Below are 24,576 nucleotides of genomic sequence, written 5' to 3' on the forward strand. Positions count from 1 at the left end.
CCGAGCCCTAGCGAGGCGCCGACAGGCGGGGCAAAGCGTTTTGGTTACTTTTGCGCTTTTCAAAAGTGACCCGCTGTAAGAGCGGAACCCTAGGTGGCCGTTACCTAAATAACGGATATACCCCCAACCTCCCAACCTACCGCACCGCCTCAAACAACCCAGTAGCCCCCATCCCACCCCCAACGCACATGGTAACGATGCCGTAACGCACCTTCCGCCGCTGCAACTCACGCACCAGGTGCCCCACCTGCCGCGACCCCGTCATCCCAAACGGGTGACCAATGGAAATCGACCCACCGTTGACGTTGTACTTGGCATTATCAATTTCCAGCCGATTACGCGCATACAGACACTGCGAAGCAAACGCCTCATTCAGCTCCCACAAATCAATATCCGCCACCGTCAGCCCCCGAGCCTTGAGCAACTTGGGCACCGAAATCACCGGCCCAATCCCCATCTCATCCGGCTCACACCCCGCCACCGTAAACCCACGGAAAAACGCCTTCGGCTTCAGCCCCAATTCCAGGGCCTTCTCCAGGCTCATCACCAGTGTCATGGAAGCCCCATCAGACAACTGCGACGAATTCCCCGCCGTCACCGACCCATCCTCGGCAAACACCGGCTTCAACCCCGCAAGACTGGCCAAGGTAGTATCCGGACGATTGCAATCATCACGGTCCACTACCCCATCCAACACCTGCACCGCCCCGGTGTTCTTGTCCTCAACCTTGTACTTCACCGCCATCGGCACAATTTCATCATCGAACAACCCGTCAGCCTGGGCCTGGGCCGTACGCTGCTGGCTTTGCAGCGCATACAAATCCTGCTCTTCACGACTCACGTGATACCGCCGCGCAACAATTTCCGCGGTCTGCCCCATGGGAAAATAGATGCCCGGCACCTGCTCCTTGAGCAACGGATTGATCAGGTTATCGGTGTTCACGCTTTTCATGGTCAAACTGATGGACTCAACCCCGCCGGCCACAATGATGTCGCTGCAACCGGAAGCAATCTGGTTGGCCGCAATGGCGATCGCCTGCAAGCCCGAGGAACAGAAACGGTTGAGGGTCATGCCCGCCGTACCGGTGCCCAGTTGCGACAACACCGCCACATTGCGGCCAATGTTGTAACCCTGGGCACCTTCGTTGGAGCCGGCACCGACGATGCAATCCTCGACCGTGGCCGGGTCGATGCCGTTGCGGGTCAGCAGCGCGTTGACGCAATGGGCAGCCATGTCATCGGGACGGGTCTGGTTGAACTTGCCGCGAAAGGACTTGGCCAGACCGGTTCGCACGCTGTCGACGATCACTACTTCACGCATGGGCTACCTCTATTGTTGGGGTTGTTGAGAGATGGACCGAGCATAGATCCCGCCCTCTTCAACCGCGACAATCATTCATCCCGCGTATGCAAAAGCATGGCGCTACTTCTTCTTGCCCTTCTTGTCATGCTTGTCTGTCTTGTCGAACGCTTCCTCCAGCGCCCGGTTGATGGTGCGCAACACCTTCACCCGCGCCCAGCGCTTGTCATTCGCCTCGACCAGCGTCCACGGGGCGATCTCGGTGCTGGTGCGGTCCACCATGTCACCCACCGCCGCCCGGTAGTCGTCCCACTTGTCGCGGTTGCGCCAGTCGTCCTCGGTGATCTTGAAGCGTTTGAACGGGATTTCCTCGCGGGCCTGGAACCGCTCCAACTGCGTCTGCTTGTCGATCGCCAGCCAGAACTTGACCACGATCACCCCGGCATCCCGCAGTTGCTCTTCAAAGTCGTTGATCTCGCCGTAGGCGCGCATCCAGTCCGTCGGCGTGCAGAAGCCTTCGATGCGTTCCACCAGCACCCGGCCGTACCAGGAGCGGTCGAACACGGTGAACATGCCCCGCGCCGGAATTTTCTGCCAGAAACGCCACAGGTAAGGCTGGGCGCGCTCATCTTCGCTGGGCGCGGCAATCGGTACGATGTGGTACTGCCGGGGATCGAGGGCTGCCGCCACGCGGCGGATCGCACCGCCCTTGCCCGCCGCGTCGTTGCCTTCGAATACCGTCACCAACGCGTGCTTGCGCATACGCTTGTCGCGCATCAGCCCGGAAAACCGCGCCTGCTCGGTAATCAGTTGTTCTTCGTAATCGTCCTTTTCAAGGCTCAGGCTCATGTCCAGGCTGTTCAGCAGGCTCATCTGGTCAACCGCCGACGGCAGCGGCGCCGGGTTCATGCCACTGGTTTTAGCCTTGGACACTTTCAACGCATTTTGCAGGCCTTCCAGCAGGATCTTGCCAACGGTCAGCCCACGGTAATGCGCATCGACACCTTCGATCACGTACCACGGCGCATAGTCACGGCTGGTGCGGCGCAGGATTCGCTCACCGAAATGCACGAACTTGTCGTAGGTCTTTGACTGCTGCCAGTCCAACGGACTGATGCGCCAGCTGTGCAGTGGGTCGTCCTGCAAGGCCTTGAGGCGGGATTTCATTTGCTTCTTGGAGAGGTGAAACCAGAACTTGAAGATCAGCGCGCCTTCGTCACACAGCATCTTTTCCAGGCGCTCGGCACCGGCGATGGCCTGGTCGAGCCGCGCATCCTTGATCTCGCCGTGGACGCGACTCTGCAGCATCTGGCTGTACCAGTTGCCAAAAAAGACCCCCATGCGACCTTTCGCCGGCAGCTGGCGCCAGTAGCGCCAGGCCGGTGGGCGGGCCAGTTCTTCGTCGGTCTGCTGGTCGAAGGTGCGCACTTCGATCAGGCGCGGGTCCATCCACTCATTCAGCAGTTTGACGGTTTCGCCCTTGCCGGCGCCTTCGATGCCATTGATCAGGATGATCACCGGGAAGCGCTTCTGCTGCTGCAGTTCGTACTGCACTTCCAGCAGCGCTTCGCGCAAGGCCGGCACTTCGGCGTCGTAGGTTTCTTTGTCGATGGCGTGACCGATTTCGGCAGATTCGAACATGGGCGGCTCCGTTCCAGAATGAGGCAAGACTAGCGGATTGGACGGTGCTGCGCCGGAGGAAATTCCACACCCGATTGTCATGGATCAATGACAACCCTGTTGATCAGCTAGAATGGCCGCCTTGCCTTTGCCTGCCGTATTTATGAGCCGCCCATGAACCCCGTATCCCACGCCCAGCTCGACTGGGATGACCAAGGTCGCCCGCACTCGCGGGTGTTCGACGACGTGTACTTCTCCGACAAGTCGGGCCTTGAAGAAACCCGCTATGTGTTCCTCGAGCAGAACCGTTTGCAGGAACGTTTTGCTGCGCTGCCGGTGGGTGGGCGGTTGGTGATTGGTGAGACCGGCTTCGGCACCGGGTTGAATTTCCTGTGCGCCTGGCAGTTGTTCGAACAACACGCGGTGCCGGGCGCGCGCCTGCACTTTATCAGCGTGGAAAAGTACCCGCTGAGCCACGCCGACCTGCAACGCGCCCTCGCCCTCTGGCCGGAACTTGCAGCGTTCGCCGAACAACTATTGGCGCAGTACATCGCGATCCATCAGGGTTTTCAGCGGCTGGTGCTGGATAACGGTCGCGTCACCCTGACGCTGTTGATCGGCGATGCGCTGGAGCAATTGCCCCAACTGGACGCACAGGTCGACGCCTGGTTCCTCGACGGTTTTGCCCCGGCCAAAAACCCCGATATGTGGACCGCCGAGCTGTTCGCTGAACTGGCACGGCTGGCGGCGCCGGGCTCGACCATCAGCACCTTTACCAGCACCGGCTGGGTGCGCAGGTTGATCAATGCAGCCGGGTTCAAGATGAAGCGCACCCCGGGCATCGGCCACAAGTGGGAAATCCTGCGGGGTGAGTTTCTCGGTTGGCCCACTGAAACGCCCGCACCGGCCGCGGCAAAACCCTGGTTTGCGCGCCCGCCTGCCGTCGCCGGTGAACGCCACGCCCTCGTCATCGGCGGTGGCCTGGCCGGTTGCGCCACGGCAGCCAGCCTGGCGGCACGCGGCTGGCGCGTCAGCTTGCTGGAACGCCACGCAGCGCTCGCCCAGGAAGCCTCCGGCAACCCGCAAGGGGTGTTGTACCTCAAGCTTTCAGCCCACGGCACAGCACTTTCGCAGTTGATTCTCAGCGGCTTCAGCCATACGCGGCGCCTGCTGGAGCATCTGCAACGTGGCGTGGACTGGGATGGCTGCGGCGTGCTGCAACTGGCCTTCAATGCCAAGGAGGCCGAGCGCCAGGCACAGTTGGCCAGTGCTTTTGCGCCGGAGTTGTTGCACGTGCTGGATCAACAACAGGCCCAGGCGCGAGCCGGGATAACCCTGGAGCACGGGGGCTTGTTCTTCCCCGAGGGCGGCTGGGTACACCCGCCCGCGCTGTGCCAGTGGCAAGCCAGGCATCCGCTGATCGAGGTGCTGCAGCACCATGACGCCCTTGAGCTCAAACAGGTGGACGGTGAGTGGCAGGCGCTGCAGGGCGATACGGTTCTGGCGCAAGCCAGTGTGGTGGTGCTGGCCGGTGCCGCCGAGATCAAGCGGTTTTCCTTCAGCGCTGACCTCCCCCTCAAACGCATCCGCGGGCAAATCACCCGGCTGCCGCAAACGGCGCAAAGCCAGGCGTTGGCCACGGTGGTGTGCGCCGAGGGTTACGTCGCCCCGCCACGCCTGGGCGAGCATACCCTCGGCGCCAGTTTTGACTTCAAGAGCGACGACCTTACGCCCACCGTGGCCGAGCACGTGGGCAACCTCGAGATGCTGCGGGAAATCTCCCCCGACCTGCTGCAACGCCTGGGCGCCGACAGCCTGGCACCCGAACAGCTCGAAGGCCGCGCCGCGTTCCGCTGCACCAGCCCGGACTACTTGCCGATCGTCGGGCCGCTGGCGGAACGCGAGACGTTTGATCACACCTACGCCGCCCTCAGCAAAGACGCCCGGCACATCCCCGATGCACCGTGCCCGTGGCTGCACGGCCTATATATCAACAGTGGCCATGGCTCACGCGGGCTGGTCACCGCGCCCCTCTGCGCAGAGCTGCTGGCCGCCTGGCTCGACGATGAGCCGCTGCCGCTGCCGCGCAGTGTCAGCGAAGCCTGCCACCCCAATCGCTTCGCGCTGCGCGCTCTGATTCGCGGCAACCCAAGCAAATCCTGAGGGCCAAGACGGGCCCACAGCCCGTCAAGGCTCATTGCCTTATAACGTATTGTTCTAAAACTCCCACAATTTACCCGGGTCAGTCTCTGGGTACCCGCTGTTTTGGCGGCTGCATTTCTATCCCTCCCCAACGGAAAAACCGGTAAGGAATTTATGTGCGGATTAGCTGGAGAGTTACGTTTCGATCACCAACCTGCCGACCTGGCAGCGGTGGAACGAATCACCCATCACCTGGCGCCACGCGGTCCTGACGCGTGGGGCTTCCATGCCCAAGGGCCGATTGCCCTGGGCCATCGACGCCTGAAAATCATGGACCTGTCGGACGGCTCTGCCCAACCGATGGTCGACGCCCAACTGGGCCTGTCCCTGGCGTTCAACGGCGCGATCTATAACTTCCCGGAATTGCGTGAAGAGCTGGAAGCCCTGGGCTACGCCTTCTATTCCGGTGGTGACACCGAAGTGCTGCTCAAGGGCTACCACGCCTGGGGCGAAGCCTTGCTGCCCAAGCTCAACGGGATGTTCGCCTTCGCCATCTGGGAGCGCGATGCCCAGCGCCTGTTTATCGCGCGTGACCGCCTCGGGGTGAAGCCGCTGTACCTGTCGCGCACCGGCCAGCGCCTGCGTTTTGCTTCGGCATTGCCGGCGCTGCTCAAGGGCGGCGATATCAACCCGATCCTCGATCCGGTGGCCCTCAATCACTACCTGAATTTCCACGCCGTGGTGCCTGCGCCGCGCACCTTGCTGGCGGGCATTGAAAAACTGCCGCCCGCGTCGTGGATGCGCATCGACGCCGATGGCAAGACTGAACAGAAAACCTGGTGGACCCTGCCCTACGGCCCCCACGCCGATGAAGCCAACCTGACGCTCGAAGACTGGACCGACCGTGTGCTCGACAGCACCCGCGAAGCCGTGGCGATTCGTCAGCGGGCGGCAGTGGACGTGGGCGTGCTGCTTTCCGGCGGTGTCGACTCCAGCATGCTGGTGGGCCTGTTGCGGGAAGTCGGCGTGCAGGACCTGTCGACCTTCTCCATCGGCTTTGAAGACGCCGGTGGCGAGCGCGGCGATGAGTTCCAGTATTCGGACTTGATCGCCAAGCATTACGGCACCCGGCACCACCAACTGCGTATCGCCGAAAGCGAAATCATCGAGCAGTTGCCGGCGGCGTTCCGCGCCATGAGCGAGCCGATGGTCAGCCATGACTGCATCGCCTTCTACCTGCTGTCCCGGGAAGTCGCCAAGCACTGCAAAGTGGTGCAGAGCGGCCAGGGCGCGGACGAGTTGTTCGCCGGCTACCACTGGTACCCGCAAGTGGACGGCGCCAGCGATCCGTATGCCGCGTACCGCGATGCGTTCTTCGACCGCAGCTACGACGACTACGCCGCCACGGTCGCGCCGAAATGGCTGACAGCGAATGACGCCGCCGGTGACTTCGTGCGTGAGCATTTCGCCCAGCCCGGCGCCGATGCCGCAGTGGACAAAGCCCTGCGCCTGGACAGCACCGTGATGCTGGTGGATGACCCGGTCAAGCGCGTCGACAACATGACCATGGCCTGGGGCCTGGAAGCGCGTACGCCGTTTCTCGACTATCGCCTGGTAGAACTGTCGGCCCGCGTGCCCGGCAAATTCAAACTGCCGGACGGCGGCAAGCAAGTGCTCAAGGAAGCCGCGCGCCGGGTGATCCCGAGCGAAGTCATCGACCGCAAGAAAGGCTATTTCCCGGTGCCCGGCCTCAAGCATTTGCAGGGTGACACCTTGAACTGGGTGCGCGACCTGTTGCTGGACCCGAGCCAGGATCGCGGCCTGTTCAACCCGGCGATGCTCGACCGCCTGCTCACCGATCCCCAAGGCCAATTGACCCCGTTGCGCGGCTCCAAGCTGTGGCAACTGGCGGCGCTGAACCTGTGGCTCAGCGAACAAGGAATCTGATTCATGAAACCTCATGCCACGGCTTACAGCCAACGCTTGCTGCGGGGCCAGGCGCCCTCCTACGAGCGCCTGCAAGCCCGCTTAGCCGAAGACGGCAGCGCACTGGACCCCACGCCGATTGCCGTGCATTGCGGTTGGGGCCGGCTGCTGATCGGCCACACGTTCCCGGACCCGGCGAGCCTGGCCCTGGAGTTGCTCAACGAGCAACCCGGCGAACGGGATATCGCGTTGTATGTGGCAGCGCCACAACAGATCCTCGGGATTGATCCGCAGCAGTTGTTTCTCGACCCGTCCGACACCTTGCGCCTGTGGTTCACCGACTATCGTCCGGCGACCCGGGTGTTTCGCGGCTTTCGGATTCGCCGGGTGCAGAGCGAGACAGACTGGCAAGCGGTGAACCAGCTGTATCAGGGGCGCGGCATGTTGCCGGTGGACCCGGCACTGCTGACGCCACGTCATCAAGGCGGCCCGGTGTATTGGCTGGCCGAGGATGAAGACAGCGGCGCGGTGATTGGCAGCGTGATGGGCCTGAACCACCACAAAGCCTTCAACGACCCGGAGAACGGCTGCAGCCTCTGGTGCCTGGCGGTGGACCCGCAATGCACCCGCCCTGGCGTGGGCGAAGTGCTGGTGCGCCACTTGATCGAACACTTCATGAGCCGTGGCCTGAGCTACCTCGACCTGTCGGTGCTGCACGACAACCGCCAGGCGAAAAGTCTCTACGCCAAGCTCGGCTTTCGCGCGCTGACCACCTTCGCCATCAAGCGCAAGAACGGCATCAACCAGCCGCTGTTCCTCGGCCCCGGCCCGCAAGCGGAGTTCAATCCCTATGCGCGGATCATCGTCGAGGAAGCCCATCGGCGCGGGATCGACGTACAGGTGGACGACGCCCAAGCCGGGCTGTTCACCTTGAGCCACGGTGGCCGCCGGGTGCGCTGCCGCGAATCCCTCAGCGACCTGACCAGCGCCATCAGCATGACGTTGTGCCAGGACAAGAGCCTGACCCACAAGGTGCTCAAGGCCGCTGGTTTGAGGCTGCCGGAGCAACAGCTGGCCGGCAGTGCCGATGACAATCTGGAGTTTCTCGACGAGCACCAGCGCATCGTGGTCAAGCCGCTGGACGGCGAGCAAGGCCAGGGCGTGGCGGTGGATTTGCAGAGCATCGAGGACGTGCAAAAAGCCATTGAAGCGGCCCGACAGTTCGACACGCGTGTATTGCTGGAAAGCTTCCACGAAGGCCTCGACCTGCGGATTCTGGTGATCGGTTTTGAAGTGGTCGCCGCCGCGATTCGCCGCCCGGCGGAAATCACCGGCGATGGTCAGCACTCCATTGGCGCGTTGATCGAGGCCCAGAGCCGTCGGCGCCAGGCCGCCACCGATGGCGAAAGCAAAATCCCCCTGGATCAGGAAACCCAGCGCACCCTAAAGGCCGCCGGCTACGACTACAGCAGCATCCTGCCCCGAGGCGAACGCCTGGCGGTGCGGCGTACCGCGAACCTGCACACCGGTGGTTGCCTGGAAGACGTGACCGCCATCCTCCACCCGACCCTGGTGGACGCCGCCGTACGCGCCGCCCGGGCCCTGGACATCCCCATGGTGGGCCTGGACCTGATGGTGCCGGCCGCCGACCAACCGGACTACGTCTTTATCGAAGCCAACGAACGGGCCGGGCTGGCCAACCATGAACCGCAGCCGACGGCTGAAAAGTTCGTGGACCTGCTGTTCCCCCATAGCCAACCGACGGCTTGAGAGATGTGTTGCCTTGACTGGCGCTTTCGCGAGCAAGCCCGCTCCCACATTTGGAATGCGTTCCAATGTGGGAGCCGGGCTTGCCCGCGATGGGGTCGGAACAGTCGATGACTCTCTAGCCAATGGCCCACTCATCGAAACCATCGATGCCCTCAACTCATCAGGAGTTTCCATGACCCGAACCATCCCCGAACCGGATCTCGCTTACCTGCAAAAAGTGCTGCTGGAAATGCTCGCCATCCCCAGCCCCACCGGGTTTACCGACACCATCGTGCGCTACGTTGCCGAGCGCCTTGAAGAGCTGGGCATTCCGTTTGAAATGACCCGGCGCGGCACCATCCGCGCCACCCTCAAAGGCCAGAAAAACAGCCCCGACCGCGCCGTTTCCGCGCACCTGGACACCATCGGCGCCGCCGTACGGGCAATCAAGGACAACGGCCGCCTGACCCTGGCGCCGGTGGGCTGCTGGTCCAGCCGCTTTGCCGAAGGCAGCCGCGTCAGCCTGTTTACCGATAACGGCGTGATCCGTGGAAGCGTGTTGCCGTTGATGGCCTCCGGTCACGCGTTCAATACCGCCGTGGATGAAATGCCCATCAGCTGGGACCACATCGAGCTGCGCCTGGACGCCTACTGCGCCACCCGTGCCGATTGCGATTCCCTGGGTATCAGCGTCGGCGATTTCGTCGCCTTCGACCCGCTGCCGGAGTTCACCGAGAGCGGGCATATCAGCGCCCGTCACCTGGACGATAAAGCCGGGGTTGCCGCACTGCTGGCGGCGCTCAAGGCGATTGTCGACAGCGGTCAACCGTTGCTGATCGACTGCCACCCGCTGTTCACCATCACCGAAGAAACCGGCAGTGGTGCGGCCGCGGCTTTGCCGTGGGATGTGAGCGAGTTCGTCGGTATCGACATCGCACCGGTGGCCCACGAGCAGCACTCCAGCGAACACGCGGTGAGTGTGGCGATGCAGGACTCCGGCGGGCCGTATGACTATCACCTGTCCCGCCACCTGCTGCGCCTGGCGGCGGAAAATGAGTTGCCGGTGCGCCGTGACCTGTTTCGCTATTACTTCAGCGATGCGCATTCGGCGGTGACCGCCGGCCATGACATTCGCACCGCGCTGCTGGCGTTTGGGTGCGACGCCACCCACGGCTACGAGCGCACGCACATCGACAGCCTCGCGGCGCTGAGTCGCCTGCTGGGCGCGTACATCCTCAGCCCGCCAGTGTTCGCCAGCGATGCACAACCGGCCAAAGGTTCCCTCGACCGGTTCAGTCACCAGATCGAACACGACACGCAAATGGAGAGCGATACCCGCGTGCCGTCGGTGGACAGCCTGGTGGGTCAAAAAACCTGAGACTGGCAACTGGGATCCCGGCGCAGTAGCATCGCCGGGATTCCTTAGCCGAGGCTTGTATGCTGATTCCCTACGATGCACTTGAAGTCGATACCCTGACCCGCCTCATCGAAGACTTCGTGACCCGCGACGGCACCGACAATGGTGACGACACGCCCCTGGAAACCCGGGTGCTGCGGGTACGCCAGGCACTGACCAAGGGCCAGGCGCTGATTGTCTTCGACCCCGAGAGCGAGCAGTGCCAGCTGATGCTCAAGCACGATGTGCCCAAGCACCTGTTCGACTGACGCTCAAGGATTGGGCACAGGCACCGGATGGGTGTTGGCCTGTTGCCCCTGGCGACTGAGGATCTTCTGATAGACCTCCGCCCGGTGCACATTGACCCCCACCGGCGCCTCCACCCCCAGTTTCACCTGGGTGCCATTCACTTCCAGAATGCGCAAAGTGATTTGGTCGCCCACCGAAATTATTTCACCTACCGCGCGGCTTAATACCAGCATGGGGTTCGTCCTTTTTAAGTTACCGAACCCCGACCATGCGCTCCCCGCCCATCACCATCAATGGCCTTCAGGTTAAACAGACACGTCTTACACATGCAGGTAATTTGCCTTACAGACAGGCGATGATAAATCGCGAATTGCGCCTCAGAACTAAACGCAATGTTCAGGCTTTGAGCGACTGAGCCTTGGCTCGCATCTTGTCCGCCATCACGGTCATCTCGTCATACAGCAACTGCGGGTTCTTCTGCTTCAGTGCCCAGGCCATGCGTCCCTGCTCGTGGGGCAGGATCATGAATTGCCCTTCAGCCACCTGCTGGTAGATGTAATCGGCGATCTCTGCGGCGGTAATCGGCGAACTTTCCAGCAGCTTGCCCACCTGGGCCTTCATCGCCGGCGTCGGCCCACGGAAGGAGTCCAGCAGGTTGGTCTGGAAGAATGACGGGCACACCACGTGCACCCCGACTTCCTGCTGCTTGAGCTCCACCAGCAAGCTTTCCGAAAGAGCCACCACGCCGGCCTTGGCCACGTTGTAGTTACTCATGGCCGGACCCTGCATCAGGGCGGCCATGGAGGCGATGTTGATGATGCGACCCTTGCTCTGTTCCAGCAGTGGCAGGAAGGCCTTGCAGCCCTTGACCACGCCCATCAGGTTGATTGCGATCTGCCAGTCCCAGTCTTCCAGGGACAGTTCGCTGAAGAACCCGCCCGACGCCACACCCGCGTTGTTGACGATCACGTCGATGCCGCCGAGCTTTTCCTCACAGGCCTGTGCGAAGGCGGTGAGTTGGCTGTAATCGCGCACGTCGCAACGCTGGGTGAAGCCGTCACCGCCGGCCTGGCGCACCAGCTTCAGGGTTTCTTGCAGGCCTGCTTCGCTGACGTCCGACAAGGCCAGCTGCCAACCCTCGCGGGCCCAGCGCAGAGCGATTTCGCGACCCAGGCCAGAACCGGCGCCGGTGATCATCATGCGATTTTGCATAGGAAAGTAGCCTTGTGGTTCACGGAAGAAGTGAGCCGCAGTGTAGCGAAGGTTTTTCCCGCACCCACGCACCATCAGACTGCTGAATGCCCCAGGCAAACCGTGGGCCGGGTCCGATAGCGGGAAACCCGCCAAGTTCCATTTATTTAAACTAAGGAAGATTATTTGCAACGCGGTTAAAGGAAATAAGCTAGTTAGCAAAAAGCTTTAAAAAAACACGGAATTTTCTGCCAAACACATTGGTCGGAGTTATTAAGGCGTCCGTATTAGCTGTCGGGCCTATCCGTTAAATACCAGGTCTTTTCAGAAGACAATAAGGAAAACACAACATGAGCCTCATTCTTATCATTATTCTGATCCTCTTGCTGGTCGGCGGTCTTCCAGTGTTCCCTCACTCACGTAACTGGGGTTACGGGCCATCGGGTATTCTCGGTACCGTGTTGGTCGTGCTGTTGATTCTGTTGTTGCTCGGCAAGATATAACGCGTTCCAGCACGCAAAAAAAAGAGGCCTTAAAAGGCCTCTTTTTTTATGCGCGGGTGTTTAGTCCGGCTTGCCGTCCACCACACCGGCGGTGTTATCCAGCAGGCTCTTGGTAGCCGTCTGCAGGAACGACTCGAGCTTCTGCTTCAGCGCAGCCTCGTCCGGCGATTCTGGAATCACCTTCCCGGTCGGGTTGGCGCCCAGTTCGTATTCCCACAACTTAGGTGGCATTTCCTTAGGCAGTACCAATACGCGGTCACCGGTGAGCAAGGCGACGGTCTGGTCGCTGCCCGACGGCTTGATCACGCCAAAGCCCTTGTCGCCTTCCGGCAGGTTGAGCAGGTCACGGCCCCAGCACTGGTGCAGGGTGTCACCGCCAAGGCGGCCCATGATGGTCGGCACGATGTCGATCTGGGTGCCCACGGTGTGGTCACGCTCGCCGAACTTCTCTTGCATGCCCGGCGCAATCATCAGCATCGGCACGTTGAAGCGGCCCAGGTCCATCTCGGTGATCTGCTGCTCATTGCCGAAGCCGTGGTCGCCCACGACCACGAACAGGGTTTCCTTGAAGTACGGCTCCTTGCGGGCCTTTTCAAAGAACTGGCCCAGGGCCCAGTCGGAGTAGCGCATGGCCGTCAGATGCTCGTTGAGGCTGCCACGGTCGGTGACTTTCTCAACCGGCAATGGCGTCGGCAACGCGTACGGCGTGTGATTGGACAGGGTTTGCAGCAGCGCATAGAACGGCTTGCCGCCTTCACGGGCCTTCAACTCTTCCAGGCCACGGTTGAACATGTCCTGATCGGACACGCCCCAGGTCGGGTCCGAGAACACCGGGTTGACGAAGTCATTACGCCCGATGAAGTTGGTCATGCCCTGGTTGCTGAAGAAGCCCGACTGGTTGTCCCAGGCGAAGTCGCCGTTGTAGACGTACACGTCGTCGAAATCACGATGGCTGAGCAACTGCGGCAGGCCCGACAGTTTGTGGCTGCCTTCCGGAGTCTGCATCAGGTATTCGAAGCCCGGCAGGTTCGGGAAGCACGCCATGGTGGCGAACATACCCTGGTGGGTGTGGGTGCCGTTGGAGAAGAAGCGGTCGAACAGCAGGCCCTCCTTGGACAGTTTGTCGAAGTACGGCGTGATGTTGCCCGGGCGGCCCAGGGCGCCCACCGAGTGACCGGCGAAGCTTTCCATCAGGATCACTACGACGTTCTTGATCGGCAGGGTCTTCTCGGCCGGCGGCGTGAAATCACGGCGTACCGCAGCGGTGTCGGGGTCTACCAGTTTTTCACTTGGCAACACCAGCATGTCGCGCACGGTCTGGGTGGCCAACGGCTGCTCCAGAGTGGCTTTCCAGATGTTCGAGCGTTCTTCGGAGAAACGCGACTTCGCCGCCGCAATCAGCGACAAGGTACCGTTAAGGCCCAACTGGTTGGCGAAGTTCGAGTCGGTGGTGTACACGTCACCCCAACGCAGCGGCGGGCCCTGGCGCAGGGTGCCACGGGCGGCAACCACGGCGATCAGCAGGCAAACCACAAACACCGCAATACGCGAATACCACGGCGCCACCTGACGGGTGCTGATGGTGCCGCCACTGAACGGGCCACGTGGGCGCGTCGCACGGTCGGCGCCTTTGAAGGCGATGCTCAGGATCAGCGTGCCCACGGCCCAGGCCAGCAGGTAGCGCACCACCGGGAAGCCGTACCAGAGCATGCTCATTACGGTTTTCGGGTCTTCCTTTACATACTGGAAGACTAGGCCGTTGAGGCGCTGGTGGAACTCGCGGTAGAAGTCCATCTCCATCAGGCCGAGGAACAGCGCGATGCTGGAGGCGACCGTCAGCCAGAAACGGAAGAACCCGCGTGCCGCCATGGCCCTTACGCTGAACAGCGCCAGCAGCAACGGAATGCTCAGGTACACCACCAGGCGCAGGTCCAGGCGCAGGCCGTTGGCGAACGCTTCAAGGAAGGTCGAGGCCGGCGTGTCGAGGATCATCTCGCGGTTGTAGACCAGCAGCGCCAGGCGCAGCAGGGAGAACATCACCATCATGATCAAGGCACAAAGCAGCGTGTACGCCAGATGGGATTTGACGGTCGGTTGCAGCAAGCGATTAGAAGCTCGCTGCTGATTCAGGGCGTCCGGGTTTGCCATGTCGTTTTAGGACCCATTGGAAGTTTAAGTTGCGAATGAATACAGCGGCGCCCCGCCCTCGCCCAGGCACGCTGGGGTAGGCAGTTAACGCAATGGCGCAAATGGTGCCCGATCAACGCCGGCAACGCCATTGATTACTCATACCGGCCAGTGTTTGAGACTCGTCTTAGAGCCTCCTGGCAGGGAAAATAGCCGGCGAATTGTCTTGGATGGAATGTGAAAATTTTGTACAGCGAATATCTCGACACACAAAAAACAGCCGGGATTGTAGCGAGCAACTTGGGGCCGTATCTTGGCCCTCTGCCCTTTTGGATTGCCCATGATGTTTTATTGCTACCACCCAAGCCCCCTCGGGCCGCTGTTACTCGCGGCCGATGAACAAGGTCTGCGCCTGTTATATATGGACGTGCATCAATGCCCGGTGCAGGCAGATTGGGCGCTGGCAACTAACGAGTTGGATGCAGCAAGACGGCAGCTGGATGAGTATTTTGCACGCAAGCGCGAAGTGTTTGATCTGACGCTGGCGCCGGTGGGCACGCCCTTTCAGCAGCAAGTGTGGCAGGCGTTGTTGCAGATTCCCTATGGGCGTACCTGGACTTACGCTGAACAGGCACAACACCTGGAAAATCCCAAGGCGATTCGCGCGGTGGGCACGGCCAATGGCGCCAACCCGATTTCCATCATCATCCCCTGCCACCGTGTGGTGGGCAGCGATGGGACACTGGTGGGGTTTGGCGGCGGGATTGAAAACAAGGTGAAGTTGCTGGAGCTGGAAGGCAGTTGGTTGATCTGAAGGCTCCCGTGCGGGACACGAGAGCCTTGCCCAGGGATCAGATCCGCACGTTACCGCGCGGCCCCGCAATCGCCCAGATGATCAAACCCAACACCGGCAGCAGCAGGATCAACAGGATCCACAGCACTTTGGCGCCGGTACTCGCGCCGCTTTTGAACACGTTGATGATCGCCCAGATATCCAGCGCGAGGATGATCAACCCGATCAGACCATTAAAAGTGGAACCCATGGTGTCGCTCCTAAGTGAGGGCTTGCCTGCTTAGGATAGTCAGCCGTGGCCAGGGGTTCCGTTTTATTTCAGACGTGCACCGCAACCCGCAGGGCTTCCAGGGACGGCTCGCCCTTGATCCCGACTTCGGCACACAACTCCAGCACCCGTGGCACGTCATTACCGTAGACCAGCACGGCCTGGATTTCGTCGTCCAGCAACTGGCTGAAGTTGACCAGCACGTAGCCGCCGTTTTCCGGGTTGAGCGCGCTCATCTGGATCTGGATGCGGTTCAGCGCGGTCAGGGCTTCGGTTTTGGCCAGTTGCTTGGGCTTGAGGTTGAAGGCCACGCTCGGGCCAAATGAGGCAACGATCTGGGCGAACAGATCCAGGTAGGTGTCGGCCTGGAACAGCACGGTGTCGGGCAAACTGCCGACAACGATCCACTCGCCCAGGGGAATCGGGAAAGTGTCGTCGTAGTTGATGTCGGGGTTGGCGGCCAGGAAAGCTTCAGGATCGGCAAAGGCCTGGGCCGCTTCGTCCGCCACCTTGGCGATCTCGGGTTCGCTCATGCAGCCGGAGCTGATTTTGCTGATGAGTTCGACGAGTGCGGTTTTCATGGGGTGGTCCTGTGGCGGGGCTGATTTTGAGGGCGCAAAGCCTACACCAGTTTTTGCAACTGCGCCGCCGTATCCACTGCGCCCATGGTCTGCGCGGCTGCCAGCGCGGTCACACCCTGGGCATCGGTAGCCTTTGGGTTGGCGCCCTGGCTGATCAGGTAATCCACCATCTCGGTACGGTTGAACATCGCCGCCATCATCAACGCCGTGCGGCCATCCGAAGAGGCGCCTTCGACCAATGCACCGCCTTCGATCAACGCCTTGACCACCGGCAGGTTGCCCTTGAACGCCGCGCCGGCAATCGGCAGCTGATTCTTGTCATTGGCAATCTGGGGATCGGCCTTGAATTCCAGCAGCACTTTCACCGCGTCGACGTGCCCGTGGTAAGCAGACAGCATCAACAGCGTATCGCCGTTGTGGTTACGCAGGTTTGGCGGCAAGCCCTTGGCCAGCAGCGCAGCCAGCATCGCGGCATCGCCTTTGCGTGCTACGTCGAACACTTGCTCGGCAAATTCTGCGGCTTCGTCTTCGGTCATTTGTTTGGCTTGGTCTGACATGTGGGGCTCCTTGTCTGGTGTTTCATAAGGCGCCCAGTCTCGCGATGGAGTTCCCCTCTGTCATGCCTTTTTTCCCAAAAGCGGCGATAGGCAGAATCAATAACGAAACTTGCCGGCCTGGATTTCCGCCAGCAGTTGCCCGGTGACCGGCACGTAACTGTCCGAACCCGGCAACCAGGCGAAGATCGGATCATCGCCGGCCTTTTCCGGGTCGAACGCCTCCTCCTTGAGTTTCACCTTCTGGTATTTGAAGGTGCCGGTGGTTTCCATCTTCACTTTGATCCGCAGGAACAACGGCACCGCATACGCGGGCAGTTGCCCATGGGCAAACGTCAGCAGCTCGCGCATGTCCAGGGAAGCCAGGGATTCGGCGGGCGTGATGGCGGCCATGCCGGCGCGGCCATTGGTGTTTTCAATCTCAACCCCGTAGGCCACCACTTCGGAGATCTGCGGGTGCTGCAGGAAGATGTTTTCGACTTCGGTGGTGGAGACGTTTTCACCTTTCCAGCGATAGGTGTCTCCCAGCCGGTCAACGAATTGGGCATGACCGAAGCCGATATTGCGCAACAGGTCGCCGGTGTTGAAATAGCGGTCGCCCTTCTCGAACACATCGCTGAGGACCACCTTGCGGTTCTTCTCGGGGTCGGTGTAGCCGTCGAACGGCGCCTTGTCGTCGATCCGGGCCAATAGCAGGCCCTGACCGCCCTTCGGCACTTCGCGCATGAAACCATTAGTGCCGCGAATCGGCTCACAGCTGTCATGGGCGTAGTCCACCAGCGCCCAGTGCATCAGGGAAAAGCCGATGGTGTTGTCGAAATTCAGCACGTTGGTGAAGCCGATATTGCCGTCACTGGCGGCGTACAGCTCGCAGATGTGATCGACGCCAAAGCGCTGCTTGAATTCAGCCCAGACGCCAGGGCGCAAGCCGTTGCCGATCATCTTTGTCACCCGGTTATCCCGGTCCTGCTCACTGGCAGGCTGGTCGATCAGGTAGCGGCACAGTTCGCCGACGTAACCGAGGGTGGTCGCATTGAACCGGCGCGCATCGTCCCAGAACTGGCTGGCGCTGAACTTGCGGCGAATCGCAAACCCCGAGGCCCCGGCAATCGCCGAACCCCAGCACACGCACAGACCGGTGGCGTGATACAGCGGCAAGGTGCAATAGACGACATCCTCGGGGCCCATATCCAGGGCGATGGTGCCGAAACTGGCCGAAGTTCTCATCCAGCGGCCGTGTTTGAAAATACCGGCCTTGGGCAAGCCGGTGGTGCCGGAGGTGTAGATATAGAAGCAAGGGTCGTTGAAGTAGATTTGCTGGGTGCTGGTGGGGTTTTCCACCGGGCAATCGGCGCTGGCGGCCATCAGGTCTACGTAATTCGGCGGCACGCGGGTGTGCTGCTGATCGGCGATAAACCAGGTTTTATCGGCCTCAATTGCCACCTGGCTGCGCACGGCCTCGTAGGCCCCTGCCAACTCGGCCCCCACGACAATCGCCACCGGCGTCACCAGGTTCAGGCTGTGTACCAGCGCGGCCTGGGTTTGGGAGGTATTGAGCATCGCGCAAATGCCGCCCACCTTGGCCACGGCCAGTACGCTGAGCAACAACTCGGGGCGGTTCTCGATAAACAAGGCCACCACGTCGCCCTTGCCGATGCCCTGCTGTTGCAGGTAATGGGCAATGCGGTTGGCTTGCTCGTTGGCCTGGCGATAGCTGAGCACGCTGTCGCCATACAGCAGCGCGGCGCCATCGGGATTGCGTTGAGTGGCTTGCTCGAACGTCCAGCCCAGGCCGCACGGTTGCGCAGGGTCTGTGACGTTGGCTGCGCGCATACCGCGGACCAGGCGCGGTAGGGCACGGACAATGGTGGGCACCTTACGCAGCATCTTGCCCCAGGTGATCATGTCACTTGGCGGGTGGCTCATGGTGGGAACGTCCTTTTTCTTATTGTTCGTATGACCCTCAGGCACCCTTCGCACCGTAAGACCGGCGCCGAATGCCTTGCAGGAAAATACGCCAGCCATTCTTCGGCTGTACACGCAGGATTTGAAAAGTTTTGTATCCCAAAAGGAAAAGGAATTTAACGGCCGGTGACGCGGTCACTATGGAAGACCTGCCTCGCCCTCCCTCGGCGAAACACTTGGCAAAACCCCGCAAAATGCAGGATGCACGATGGCTATTCATGCAAATTGCACGAAACTGAAAATCTAAAAATTTTATAACTATCTGATTTACAACGATTTTTTAAGATACCCAGTACTGGCACAATCACTGCACCTATCACTCCACGCTGCAAAACATGAGCAAACGGAGCTGATAGATATGAGCCTGATCCAAGATAAATTTTCTTCTGTGTTCTCCAATTTCGACGTCACCACCCAGGCACGTCCTGATGGCGGCATTCTGTTGACCTTACGTAACAGCGAAGGCAAGCAGATCAAACGTTCGATCTCTTATCAGCAACTGCACACGGCCGACCAACTGACGTGGGTCATCAGCGCCATTCGCCGCGACCTGGCTGAACAAGCCAGCGATCTGCCACAGATTTCGATGCTGCAAAGCCAGCATCGCTTTGCCCTGCCGACCTACCATTCGGCTTGATTGACATGCAGGACCCGAACAGGTCGTGGTGCCGTTGCGCACCACGGCCTTTTTTTATTCGCACAATCCCTGTTTGAGCGCCTCGTTCACCGCCTGCACCCGGTTGGTCACCTGCAACTTTCCATAGATGTTGCGCAGGTGAAACTTCACCGTGGCCTGGGAAACTGAGCGAATTCTGCTGATCTCCCAGACCGTCTTGCCCTCGATCGCCCAATGCAGAATTTCCCGTTCTTTTGGGGTCAGGGGTTTACCCGACAACATCGCACGCGACTTGCGGTTGGCAACCGGCGCGTTATCAGTGTGCGTGGACGGTTGTTCCTGTGGCTCTGGACCGCTCATGCAGGCCTCTCTCTCTTCAGATGGGTCTTGTAACGCCTGAAGTCGGATTACTCCTATTGACAGGCGAATAACTATTGCGACCAGAGAGAGTTACACAAAGAGTGGAAGTATTAAGTAAGGCCAACAAGAAACAGCTGCTGCCCACAAACTTTAAAGTTTATTCCTACGGCGATTTCCAACCTGCAGGAATTGAACTTAAAAAAATGCCCCCTATTCAGGAGGCATTGGCGGGCGCACTTAGTCCTCAAGCCGGGGAAAGCCCTCGGCGATCACGTCGCCGGTCAGCTTGACCGCCTGCCCTTCAGAGTCACTGAACAGGCGGATTGCCACGAAGTGCGGGTTCTCTCCCATATCAAACCAGTGTTTGATGCCGGCAGGCACCGAGATCAGGTCGTTTTTCTCGCAGAACACCGCGTACACATAGTCTTCGATGTGCAAGGTAAACAGCCCACGGCCCGCGACGAAGAAGCGTACGTGGTCTTGCGCCATGCGGTGTTCGTCGAGTCGCTCGGCACGCAGTTCGGCTTTTTGCGGGTGGTCGTTGCTGACGCTGATCACATCGACACGGGTGTAACCGCGCTCGGTCATCAGCGTGTCGATGGGCGCCTGATAAGCCGCGATGATCTCAACCTCGCTGGCGCCTGCCTCAAGCCGGGTAGCCGCCTGCCAGCGGTCGAACCCCACGCCCAGCTCAGCCAGGGTCGACGCGATATCGTCCTGGTGAGTCAGGACCTTGTTCGGGGTGTCGGGGGTGGAGACATGGTAAACGGCGAGATAGCTCATCAAACTCTTCCTCTGTCACGGAAGCGGCTCATGGCCGCTCCTCTTGCAATCGAATGCCAATGATTATGGCGGCGGCCAGGGCCGCGAGGCTGGCAATGCTGAAGGTCAGGGTCGGCCCCAGCAGGTTCCAGCTGTAACCTGAATAGAGTGCGCCCAGCGCACCGCCGGTACCGGCCAGTGCGGCATACAGTGCCTGGCCCTGGCCTTGCTGGCGAGCACCAAAACTGCGTTGCACGAACTGGATGGCCGCCGCGTGAAAACTGCCGAAGGTCGCCGCGTGCATCACCTGCGCCAACAACAGCACCCAGAAGAATTCGGCGAACGAGCCCAGCAGCAACCAGCGCAGCGCCGCCAGCAGGAAACTCGCCATCAGCACCCGGCGTACCGAAAAGCGCGAGAGAATCCGGCTCATGGCGAGGAACATCAAGACTTCCGCGACCACGCCCAGCGCCCACAGCATGCCGATCACCCCACGGCTGTAACCGAGGTGTTCGAGGTGCAAGGTCAGGAAGGTGTAGTACGGACCGTGGCTCATTTGCATCAGCGCCACGCAGGCATAAAACGCGAGGACGCCAGGGCTGCGCAGTTGCTGCAAAAAGCCGTCACCGGCCAGGCGGTTGCCCTGGGCCGGCGGCTGCGCATTCGGCACCCAGAGGCTCGCGCCGATGATGCCGGCCATGATCACCACGATCACCACCGGGTAGATGTCCAGGCTCAGCCAGTCGAACAGGCGGCCCATGATCACCACGGTGAGGATAAAACCGATGGAGCCCCACAACCGCACTTGGCTGTAGCGCGAGGTCTGGCCTTGCAGGTGCGCGAGGGTGATGACTTCAAACTGCGGCAGCACCGCGTGCCAGAAGAACGCGTGCAAGGCCATGACCAGCGCCAGCCAGGCGTAGGTCTTGCTGACAAAGATCAGCGAGAAACTCACCAGGGTGCACACCGCGCCAAAGCGCACGATGGCCAGGCGCCGGCCGGTGTAATCCCCCAGCCAGCCCCACAAATTGGGGGCCACGCAGCGCATCAGCATGGGGATGGCCACCAGCTCGCCAATGCGCGCGCTGGAGAAGCCCAGGTGATCGAAGTACAACGCCAGGAACGGCGCCGTCGCCCCCAGCAGGGCGAAATAGAACAGGTAGAAGCTGGAAAGTCGCCAGTATGGAAGGCCTTGCGTCAGCATAAGTGACTTGTGGCGAGCGAGCTTGCTCGCGCTGGGGCGCGAAGCGGCCCCACTAGAAGCGCCGCAGTTCTCCAGCTAATACCGGGTTGCAGGCTTTGGGGCCGCTTCGCAGCCCAGCGCGAGCAAGCTCGCTCGCCACACACGGTCACAGCTGGCCCAATACCGGAGTACTGACTTTTACGTCGGCGTTTTGCCCACGGTGGCGCAGCAAGTGATCCATCAACACAATGGCCATCATCGCCTCGGCAATCGGCGTGGCGCGGATGCCGACGCACGGGTCGTGACGGCCCTTGGTGATCACGTCCACCGGGTTGCCGTGCACATCAATCGAGCGGCCCGGCGTGGTGATGCTGGACGTTGGTTTGAGGGCCAGGTGCGCAACAATCGGCTGGCCAGAGGAGATGCCACCGAGAATGCCGCCGGCGTTGTTGCTGAGGAAACCTTCCGGGGTCATCTCGTCACGGTGCTCGGTGCCACGCTGGGCAACGCAGTCGAACCCGGCGCCGATTTCCACGCCCTTGACCGCATTGATGCTCATCAGTGCGTGGGCCAGTTCGGCATCGAGGCGGTCGAAGATCGGCTCGCCCAGGCCGGGCATTACGCCTTCGGCGACCACGGTGATCTTGGCGCCGACGGAATCCTGGTCGCGGCGCAGCTGGTCCATATAGGCTTCCAGCTCCGGCACCTTGTCCGGATCGGGGCAGAAGAAGGCGTTGTCTTCAACGCTGTCCCACGTCTTGAACGGGATTTGGATCGGGCCCAACTGGCTCATGTAGCCGCGGATCACGATGCCCTGGGTCGCCAGGAATTTCTTCGCGATCGCACCGGCCGCCACGCGCATCGCGGTTTCCCGCGCCGAGCTGCGGCCACCGCCACGGTAGTCGCGCTCACCGTATTTGTGGTGGTAGGTGTAGTCGGCGTGGGCCGGGCGGAACAGGTCCTTGATCGCCGAGTAGTCCTTGGACTTCTGGTCGGTGTTGCGAATCAGCAGGCCGATGGCGCAACCGGTGGTGCGGCCTTCGAATACGCCGGAGAGGATTTCGACTTCGTCGGCTTCCTGGCGCTGGGTGGTGTGTCGGCTGGTGCCGGGCTTGCGGCGGTCGAGGTCACGCTGCAGGTCTTCCAGGGACAACTCGAGGCCCGGCGGGCAGCCGTCGACAATGGCGACCAACGCCGGGCCATGGCTTTCGCCCGCGGTGGTAACAGTGAACAGCTTGCCGTAGGTATTGCCGGACATGCAGAGCGCTCCGTGAAATCAGTTGAATCAAGTCAACCGTAATAACTTAAGGCGGCCAGTATACGCAGGCTAACCGACTAGTTCATCCTCGAAACCTTACCGGTAGACGTTGGTCCAACCGGCACCTTCCTCATGATGGCGCGATGATGCTGCGAGTTCTGCTATTGACCCTTACCCTGTTTTCCAGCCTTGGCTTCGCCGCCTCCCCTGTCGTGCTGCAACGGCCCATCAGCCTGGACACCGGCAGTGGTGAGCTATTTGGCTCGCTGTTGTTACCCAAATCCGACAAGCCAGTGCCGGTGGTGCTGATCATCGCCGGCTCCGGGCCCACCGACCGCAACGGCAACAGCGCCGACGGCGCACGCAACGACAGCCTCAAGCGCCTGGCCTGGGTGCTGGCCAAACACAACATCGCCAGCGTGCGCTACGACAAGCGCGGTGTAGCCGCCAGCCTTGCCGCCACCCCCGATGAACGTAACCTGACCCTGGACGCTTATGTGTCCGACGCCGTGGCCTGGGGCAAGTTGCTCAAAGCCGACCCGCGCATGGGTCCGTTGATTGTGCTGGGCCACAGTGAAGGCGCACTGGTAGCCGCCCTCGCCGCCCCGCAGCTGAATCCGGCCGGGGTAATTTCCCTGTCGGGCAGTGCGCGCCCGGTGGACCAGGTCATCCGCCAGCAACTGGCCGACCACATGCCTCCCGCGCTATTACTGCGCAGCAACCAGATTCTCGACCACCTCAAGGCCGGCCAGGTGGATGCCGATGTGCCCACACCGCTTGAGGGCATTTTCCGTCCCAGCGTGCAGCCTTATCTGATCAGCCTGTTCCGCGCTGATCCTTCGGCGGCATTTGCCCGACTGAAGATGCCGGCGCTGATCATTCAGGGCACCAATGACCTGCAGGTCGGCGTGGCCGATGCGCAACAACTGCAGAAGGCCAAGCCCGACGCCGAACTGACGGTGATCGAGGGCATGAACCACGTAATGCGCATCGTGCCCAATGACGTGAAGCAGCAATTGGCATCCTACAACGACCCACAGTTGCCGCTGGCTGCCGCACTCGGCACACGCCTGGTTCGCTTTATCGACGGACTTCGCGCCAGTTAAGCGAGTATTGCCCCTCCAGTCCTGAGTAAAACGGCCGATAAGCCATGGGTCGACAGCAAAAAGCCTGTCGGCCCGCAGAGCTTGGACAGGATCGCGCCGAATGACGAACACCGAAGCAACACCCGAACCTACCGCCGACACCACGGCTGACACCGAGGCCGCCGCATCGGCCGCGTTACCGTGGGCGGAGGTACAGGCCGAACATTTCAAGATGCTGCGCCTGGCCCCTTTAGCCACCGACCGCGCCACCGGCGTGCGGCCCCTGCGCTTTGTGCAGTTCGGCTGGGCCGAACGCAACAACAAAGACCACAGCCTGCTGCGCATGGTCATCCAATTGCCTGGCCAGCGGGTGCGCCGGGAACAGAATCACCTGGATATCTGGGTCGACCACGCCACCCACCGCGTGCATTTTGGCCCGGGCAACAGCCTGGAGATCGAACCGGCGAACCGCGGCATCGGCCGCTTCCTGGTGGCCCAGGGCGCTGCCTGGGCGAAAAAGAAGTGGTCGCACTACCGCGTCGACGGCGTTGACCTGGCCAACAAGGACGCACTGAACGAAGCCACACGCCTGCGCCGGGATCACTTCCTGCGAATCCAGGGCTTTGATGTGGCGTATGCCGATGTCCAGCATTTGAAGGGCAACGTGCAGCCGGGCAAGGTCAGCGATGTGCTGGACAGCTGGAACACGGAGAAGCTGCAGTTCGTAGAGATTCTGGAAGCGGCGCAGATGCTGCAACAGGCCGAGCAGAACCTGGCCGAGCAGGAAGTGAAGCTGCGCAAGGAAGAGGAAAAGGTCACCAAGTTCAAGCGCGAAGACAGCGGGTTACGCTTTACGATTACGTGTTTGGTGGCGTTTACCGTGTTTCAGGCGGGGTTGTTGATCTGGATTGCGACGCACAGGTAAACCGGTTTCTCAATTGAAACCGG

The 24,576-nt window shown here is 61.0% G+C and carries 23 protein-coding genes; 10 read left to right on the top strand and 13 right to left on the bottom strand.

The genetic code is table 11. The features are described from left to right. Nucleotides 1–136: 136 nt before the first annotated feature. Together SNL23_RS09720 and pap are read right to left on the bottom strand one after the other, a co-directional pair. Nucleotides 137–1,321, bottom strand: coding sequence for a thiolase family protein (locus tag SNL23_RS09720; protein WP_318302134.1), 1,185 nt, complete (start codon nt 1,319–1,321; stop codon nt 137–139). 102 nt (nt 1,322–1,423) lie between these two features. After that, nucleotides 1,424–2,941 carry a polyphosphate:AMP phosphotransferase gene (gene pap / locus SNL23_RS09725; RefSeq protein WP_076017412.1) on the bottom strand — a complete coding sequence of 506 codons (1,518 nt, stop codon included), beginning with the start codon at nt 2,939–2,941 and terminating at the stop codon, nt 1,424–1,426. A gap of 153 nt (nt 2,942–3,094) precedes the next feature. On the opposite strand from pap, the gene mnmC reads away from it, so the two are divergent. The 5 genes from mnmC (at nt 3,095) to SNL23_RS09750 (ending at nt 10,402) form a co-directional block, all read left to right on the top strand. Then, a complete protein-coding gene (gene mnmC, locus SNL23_RS09730) occupies nt 3,095–5,083 on the top strand; it encodes a bifunctional tRNA (5-methylaminomethyl-2-thiouridine)(34)-methyltransferase MnmD/FAD-dependent 5-carboxymethylaminomethyl-2-thiouridine(34) oxidoreductase MnmC (RefSeq protein ID WP_318302135.1) in 1,989 nt (662 codons plus the stop codon). A 153-nt stretch (nt 5,084–5,236) separates the two neighbouring features. Beyond that, entirely contained in the window at nt 5,237–7,009 is a 1,773-nt protein-coding gene (locus tag SNL23_RS09735; RefSeq protein WP_076017410.1) for an N-acetylglutaminylglutamine amidotransferase, read from the top strand. Nucleotides 7,010–7,012: 3 nt separating this feature from the next. Continuing rightward, nucleotides 7,013–8,758, top strand: a complete 1,746-nt coding sequence (gene ngg, locus SNL23_RS09740) for an N-acetylglutaminylglutamine synthetase (protein ID WP_318302136.1) — start codon at nt 7,013–7,015, stop codon at nt 8,756–8,758. A gap of 172 nt (nt 8,759–8,930) precedes the next feature. Continuing rightward, nucleotides 8,931–10,115 (top strand): osmoprotectant NAGGN system M42 family peptidase, encoded by a 1,185-nt coding sequence (locus tag SNL23_RS09745; protein ID WP_003216760.1) that lies wholly within the window; start codon nt 8,931–8,933, stop codon nt 10,113–10,115. 59 nt (nt 10,116–10,174) lie between these two features. Then, a complete protein-coding gene (locus tag SNL23_RS09750; RefSeq protein ID WP_003192759.1) occupies nt 10,175–10,402 on the top strand; it encodes a YheU family protein in 228 nt (75 codons plus the stop codon). 3 nt (nt 10,403–10,405) lie between these two features. On the opposite strand, the gene csrA is transcribed toward SNL23_RS09750, so the two are convergent. Together csrA and SNL23_RS09760 are read right to left on the bottom strand one after the other, a co-directional pair. Further along, entirely contained in the window at nt 10,406–10,615 is a 210-nt protein-coding gene (gene csrA / locus SNL23_RS09755; RefSeq protein WP_017480012.1) for a carbon storage regulator CsrA, read from the bottom strand. A gap of 163 nt (nt 10,616–10,778) precedes the next feature. Beyond that, on the bottom strand, nt 10,779–11,594 hold the full coding sequence (locus SNL23_RS09760; RefSeq protein ID WP_167662514.1) for an SDR family oxidoreductase: 816 nt from the start codon (nt 11,592–11,594) through the stop codon (nt 10,779–10,781). Between the two features lie 329 nt (nt 11,595–11,923). Between SNL23_RS09760 and SNL23_RS09765 the strand changes: the two genes are divergently transcribed. Beyond that, nucleotides 11,924–12,076, top strand: coding sequence for a DUF3309 family protein (locus tag SNL23_RS09765; protein WP_003216767.1), 153 nt, complete (start codon nt 11,924–11,926; stop codon nt 12,074–12,076). Between the two features lie 60 nt (nt 12,077–12,136). On the opposite strand, the gene SNL23_RS09770 is transcribed toward SNL23_RS09765, so the two are convergent. After that, on the bottom strand, nt 12,137–14,224 hold the full coding sequence (locus tag SNL23_RS09770; protein WP_076017407.1) for an LTA synthase family protein: 2,088 nt from the start codon (nt 14,222–14,224) through the stop codon (nt 12,137–12,139). A gap of 322 nt (nt 14,225–14,546) precedes the next feature. On the opposite strand from SNL23_RS09770, the gene SNL23_RS09775 reads away from it, so the two are divergent. Beyond that, entirely contained in the window at nt 14,547–15,017 is a 471-nt protein-coding gene (locus tag SNL23_RS09775; RefSeq protein ID WP_076017417.1) for a methylated-DNA--[protein]-cysteine S-methyltransferase, read from the top strand. A 37-nt stretch (nt 15,018–15,054) separates the two neighbouring features. Here the strand turns inward: SNL23_RS09775 and SNL23_RS09780 are convergent, their stop codons facing one another. The 4 genes from SNL23_RS09780 to SNL23_RS09795 all read right to left on the bottom strand — a co-directional run bounded on the left by SNL23_RS09780 (nt 15,055) and on the right by SNL23_RS09795 (nt 18,325). After that, nucleotides 15,055–15,246, bottom strand: a complete 192-nt coding sequence (locus SNL23_RS09780) for a PLDc N-terminal domain-containing protein (protein ID WP_003172956.1) — start codon at nt 15,244–15,246, stop codon at nt 15,055–15,057. A 68-nt stretch (nt 15,247–15,314) separates the two neighbouring features. Beyond that, a complete protein-coding gene (locus SNL23_RS09785) occupies nt 15,315–15,845 on the bottom strand; it encodes a hypothetical protein (RefSeq protein WP_167662515.1) in 531 nt (176 codons plus the stop codon). 41 nt (nt 15,846–15,886) lie between these two features. After that, on the bottom strand, nt 15,887–16,402 hold the full coding sequence (locus SNL23_RS09790) for an ankyrin repeat domain-containing protein (RefSeq protein WP_010176046.1): 516 nt from the start codon (nt 16,400–16,402) through the stop codon (nt 15,887–15,889). A 96-nt stretch (nt 16,403–16,498) separates the two neighbouring features. Next, on the bottom strand, nt 16,499–18,325 hold the full coding sequence (locus SNL23_RS09795) for a long-chain-acyl-CoA synthetase (RefSeq protein WP_318302137.1): 1,827 nt from the start codon (nt 18,323–18,325) through the stop codon (nt 16,499–16,501). Nucleotides 18,326–18,722: 397 nt separating this feature from the next. On the opposite strand from SNL23_RS09795, the gene SNL23_RS09800 reads away from it, so the two are divergent. After that, nucleotides 18,723–19,001 carry a DUF3509 domain-containing protein gene (locus tag SNL23_RS09800; RefSeq protein ID WP_076017403.1) on the top strand — a complete coding sequence of 93 codons (279 nt, stop codon included), beginning with the start codon at nt 18,723–18,725 and terminating at the stop codon, nt 18,999–19,001. A 54-nt stretch (nt 19,002–19,055) separates the two neighbouring features. On the opposite strand, the gene SNL23_RS09805 is transcribed toward SNL23_RS09800, so the two are convergent. The 4 genes from SNL23_RS09805 to aroC all read right to left on the bottom strand — a co-directional run bounded on the left by SNL23_RS09805 (nt 19,056) and on the right by aroC (nt 22,543). Then, a complete protein-coding gene (locus SNL23_RS09805; protein ID WP_076017402.1) occupies nt 19,056–19,340 on the bottom strand; it encodes a response regulator transcription factor in 285 nt (94 codons plus the stop codon). 237 nt (nt 19,341–19,577) lie between these two features. Beyond that, on the bottom strand, nt 19,578–20,123 hold the full coding sequence (locus tag SNL23_RS09810) for a 1,2-dihydroxy-3-keto-5-methylthiopentene dioxygenase (RefSeq protein ID WP_076017401.1): 546 nt from the start codon (nt 20,121–20,123) through the stop codon (nt 19,578–19,580). Nucleotides 20,124–20,151: 28 nt separating this feature from the next. Further along, nucleotides 20,152–21,303, bottom strand: a complete 1,152-nt coding sequence (locus tag SNL23_RS09815; RefSeq protein WP_173860413.1) for an MFS transporter — start codon at nt 21,301–21,303, stop codon at nt 20,152–20,154. A 148-nt stretch (nt 21,304–21,451) separates the two neighbouring features. Next, nucleotides 21,452–22,543 carry a chorismate synthase gene (gene aroC, locus SNL23_RS09820; protein WP_076017399.1) on the bottom strand — a complete coding sequence of 364 codons (1,092 nt, stop codon included), beginning with the start codon at nt 22,541–22,543 and terminating at the stop codon, nt 21,452–21,454. A gap of 143 nt (nt 22,544–22,686) precedes the next feature. Here aroC and SNL23_RS09825 point away from each other — a divergent pair, with 143 nt between their 5' ends. Continuing rightward, complete coding sequence (locus SNL23_RS09825; RefSeq protein WP_167662519.1) at nt 22,687–23,649, top strand: alpha/beta hydrolase; 963 nt, start codon at nt 22,687–22,689, stop codon at nt 23,647–23,649. Between the two features lie 100 nt (nt 23,650–23,749). After that, nucleotides 23,750–24,553 carry a hypothetical protein gene (locus tag SNL23_RS09830; protein WP_003213127.1) on the top strand — a complete coding sequence of 268 codons (804 nt, stop codon included), beginning with the start codon at nt 23,750–23,752 and terminating at the stop codon, nt 24,551–24,553. The last annotated feature ends 23 nt before the right edge of the window (nt 24,554–24,576 follow it).

Source organism: Pseudomonas sp. SED1 (assembly GCF_034044025.1).
GTDB lineage: Bacteria > Pseudomonadota > Gammaproteobacteria > Pseudomonadales > Pseudomonadaceae > Aquipseudomonas.

What these genes read in the sequence shown, in the direction of transcription:
- SNL23_RS09720 (WP_318302134.1), bottom strand. Translation starts at nt 1,321, where the DNA reads ATGCGTGAAGTAGTGATCGTCGACAGCGTGCGAACCGGTCTGGCCAAG.
- pap (WP_076017412.1), bottom strand. Translation starts at nt 2,941, where the DNA reads ATGTTCGAATCTGCCGAAATCGGTCACGCCATCGACAAAGAAACCTAC.
- mnmC (WP_318302135.1), top strand. Translation starts at nt 3,095, where the DNA reads ATGAACCCCGTATCCCACGCCCAGCTCGACTGGGATGACCAAGGTCGC.
- SNL23_RS09735 (WP_076017410.1), top strand. Translation starts at nt 5,237, where the DNA reads ATGTGCGGATTAGCTGGAGAGTTACGTTTCGATCACCAACCTGCCGAC.
- ngg (WP_318302136.1), top strand. Translation starts at nt 7,013, where the DNA reads ATGAAACCTCATGCCACGGCTTACAGCCAACGCTTGCTGCGGGGCCAG.
- SNL23_RS09745 (WP_003216760.1), top strand. Translation starts at nt 8,931, where the DNA reads ATGACCCGAACCATCCCCGAACCGGATCTCGCTTACCTGCAAAAAGTG.
- SNL23_RS09750 (WP_003192759.1), top strand. Translation starts at nt 10,175, where the DNA reads ATGCTGATTCCCTACGATGCACTTGAAGTCGATACCCTGACCCGCCTC.
- csrA (WP_017480012.1), bottom strand. Translation starts at nt 10,615, where the DNA reads ATGCTGGTATTAAGCCGCGCGGTAGGTGAAATAATTTCGGTGGGCGAC.
- SNL23_RS09760 (WP_167662514.1), bottom strand. Translation starts at nt 11,594, where the DNA reads ATGCAAAATCGCATGATGATCACCGGCGCCGGTTCTGGCCTGGGTCGC.
- SNL23_RS09765 (WP_003216767.1), top strand. Translation starts at nt 11,924, where the DNA reads ATGAGCCTCATTCTTATCATTATTCTGATCCTCTTGCTGGTCGGCGGT.
- SNL23_RS09770 (WP_076017407.1), bottom strand. Translation starts at nt 14,224, where the DNA reads ATGGCAAACCCGGACGCCCTGAATCAGCAGCGAGCTTCTAATCGCTTG.
- SNL23_RS09775 (WP_076017417.1), top strand. Translation starts at nt 14,547, where the DNA reads ATGTTTTATTGCTACCACCCAAGCCCCCTCGGGCCGCTGTTACTCGCG.
- SNL23_RS09780 (WP_003172956.1), bottom strand. Translation starts at nt 15,246, where the DNA reads ATGGGTTCCACTTTTAATGGTCTGATCGGGTTGATCATCCTCGCGCTG.
- SNL23_RS09785 (WP_167662515.1), bottom strand. Translation starts at nt 15,845, where the DNA reads ATGAAAACCGCACTCGTCGAACTCATCAGCAAAATCAGCTCCGGCTGC.
- SNL23_RS09790 (WP_010176046.1), bottom strand. Translation starts at nt 16,402, where the DNA reads ATGTCAGACCAAGCCAAACAAATGACCGAAGACGAAGCCGCAGAATTT.
- SNL23_RS09795 (WP_318302137.1), bottom strand. Translation starts at nt 18,325, where the DNA reads ATGAGCCACCCGCCAAGTGACATGATCACCTGGGGCAAGATGCTGCGT.
- SNL23_RS09800 (WP_076017403.1), top strand. Translation starts at nt 18,723, where the DNA reads ATGAGCCTGATCCAAGATAAATTTTCTTCTGTGTTCTCCAATTTCGAC.
- SNL23_RS09805 (WP_076017402.1), bottom strand. Translation starts at nt 19,340, where the DNA reads ATGAGCGGTCCAGAGCCACAGGAACAACCGTCCACGCACACTGATAAC.
- SNL23_RS09810 (WP_076017401.1), bottom strand. Translation starts at nt 20,123, where the DNA reads ATGAGCTATCTCGCCGTTTACCATGTCTCCACCCCCGACACCCCGAAC.
- aroC (WP_076017399.1), bottom strand. Translation starts at nt 22,543, where the DNA reads ATGTCCGGCAATACCTACGGCAAGCTGTTCACTGTTACCACCGCGGGC.
- SNL23_RS09825 (WP_167662519.1), top strand. Translation starts at nt 22,687, where the DNA reads ATGATGCTGCGAGTTCTGCTATTGACCCTTACCCTGTTTTCCAGCCTT.
- SNL23_RS09830 (WP_003213127.1), top strand. Translation starts at nt 23,750, where the DNA reads ATGACGAACACCGAAGCAACACCCGAACCTACCGCCGACACCACGGCT.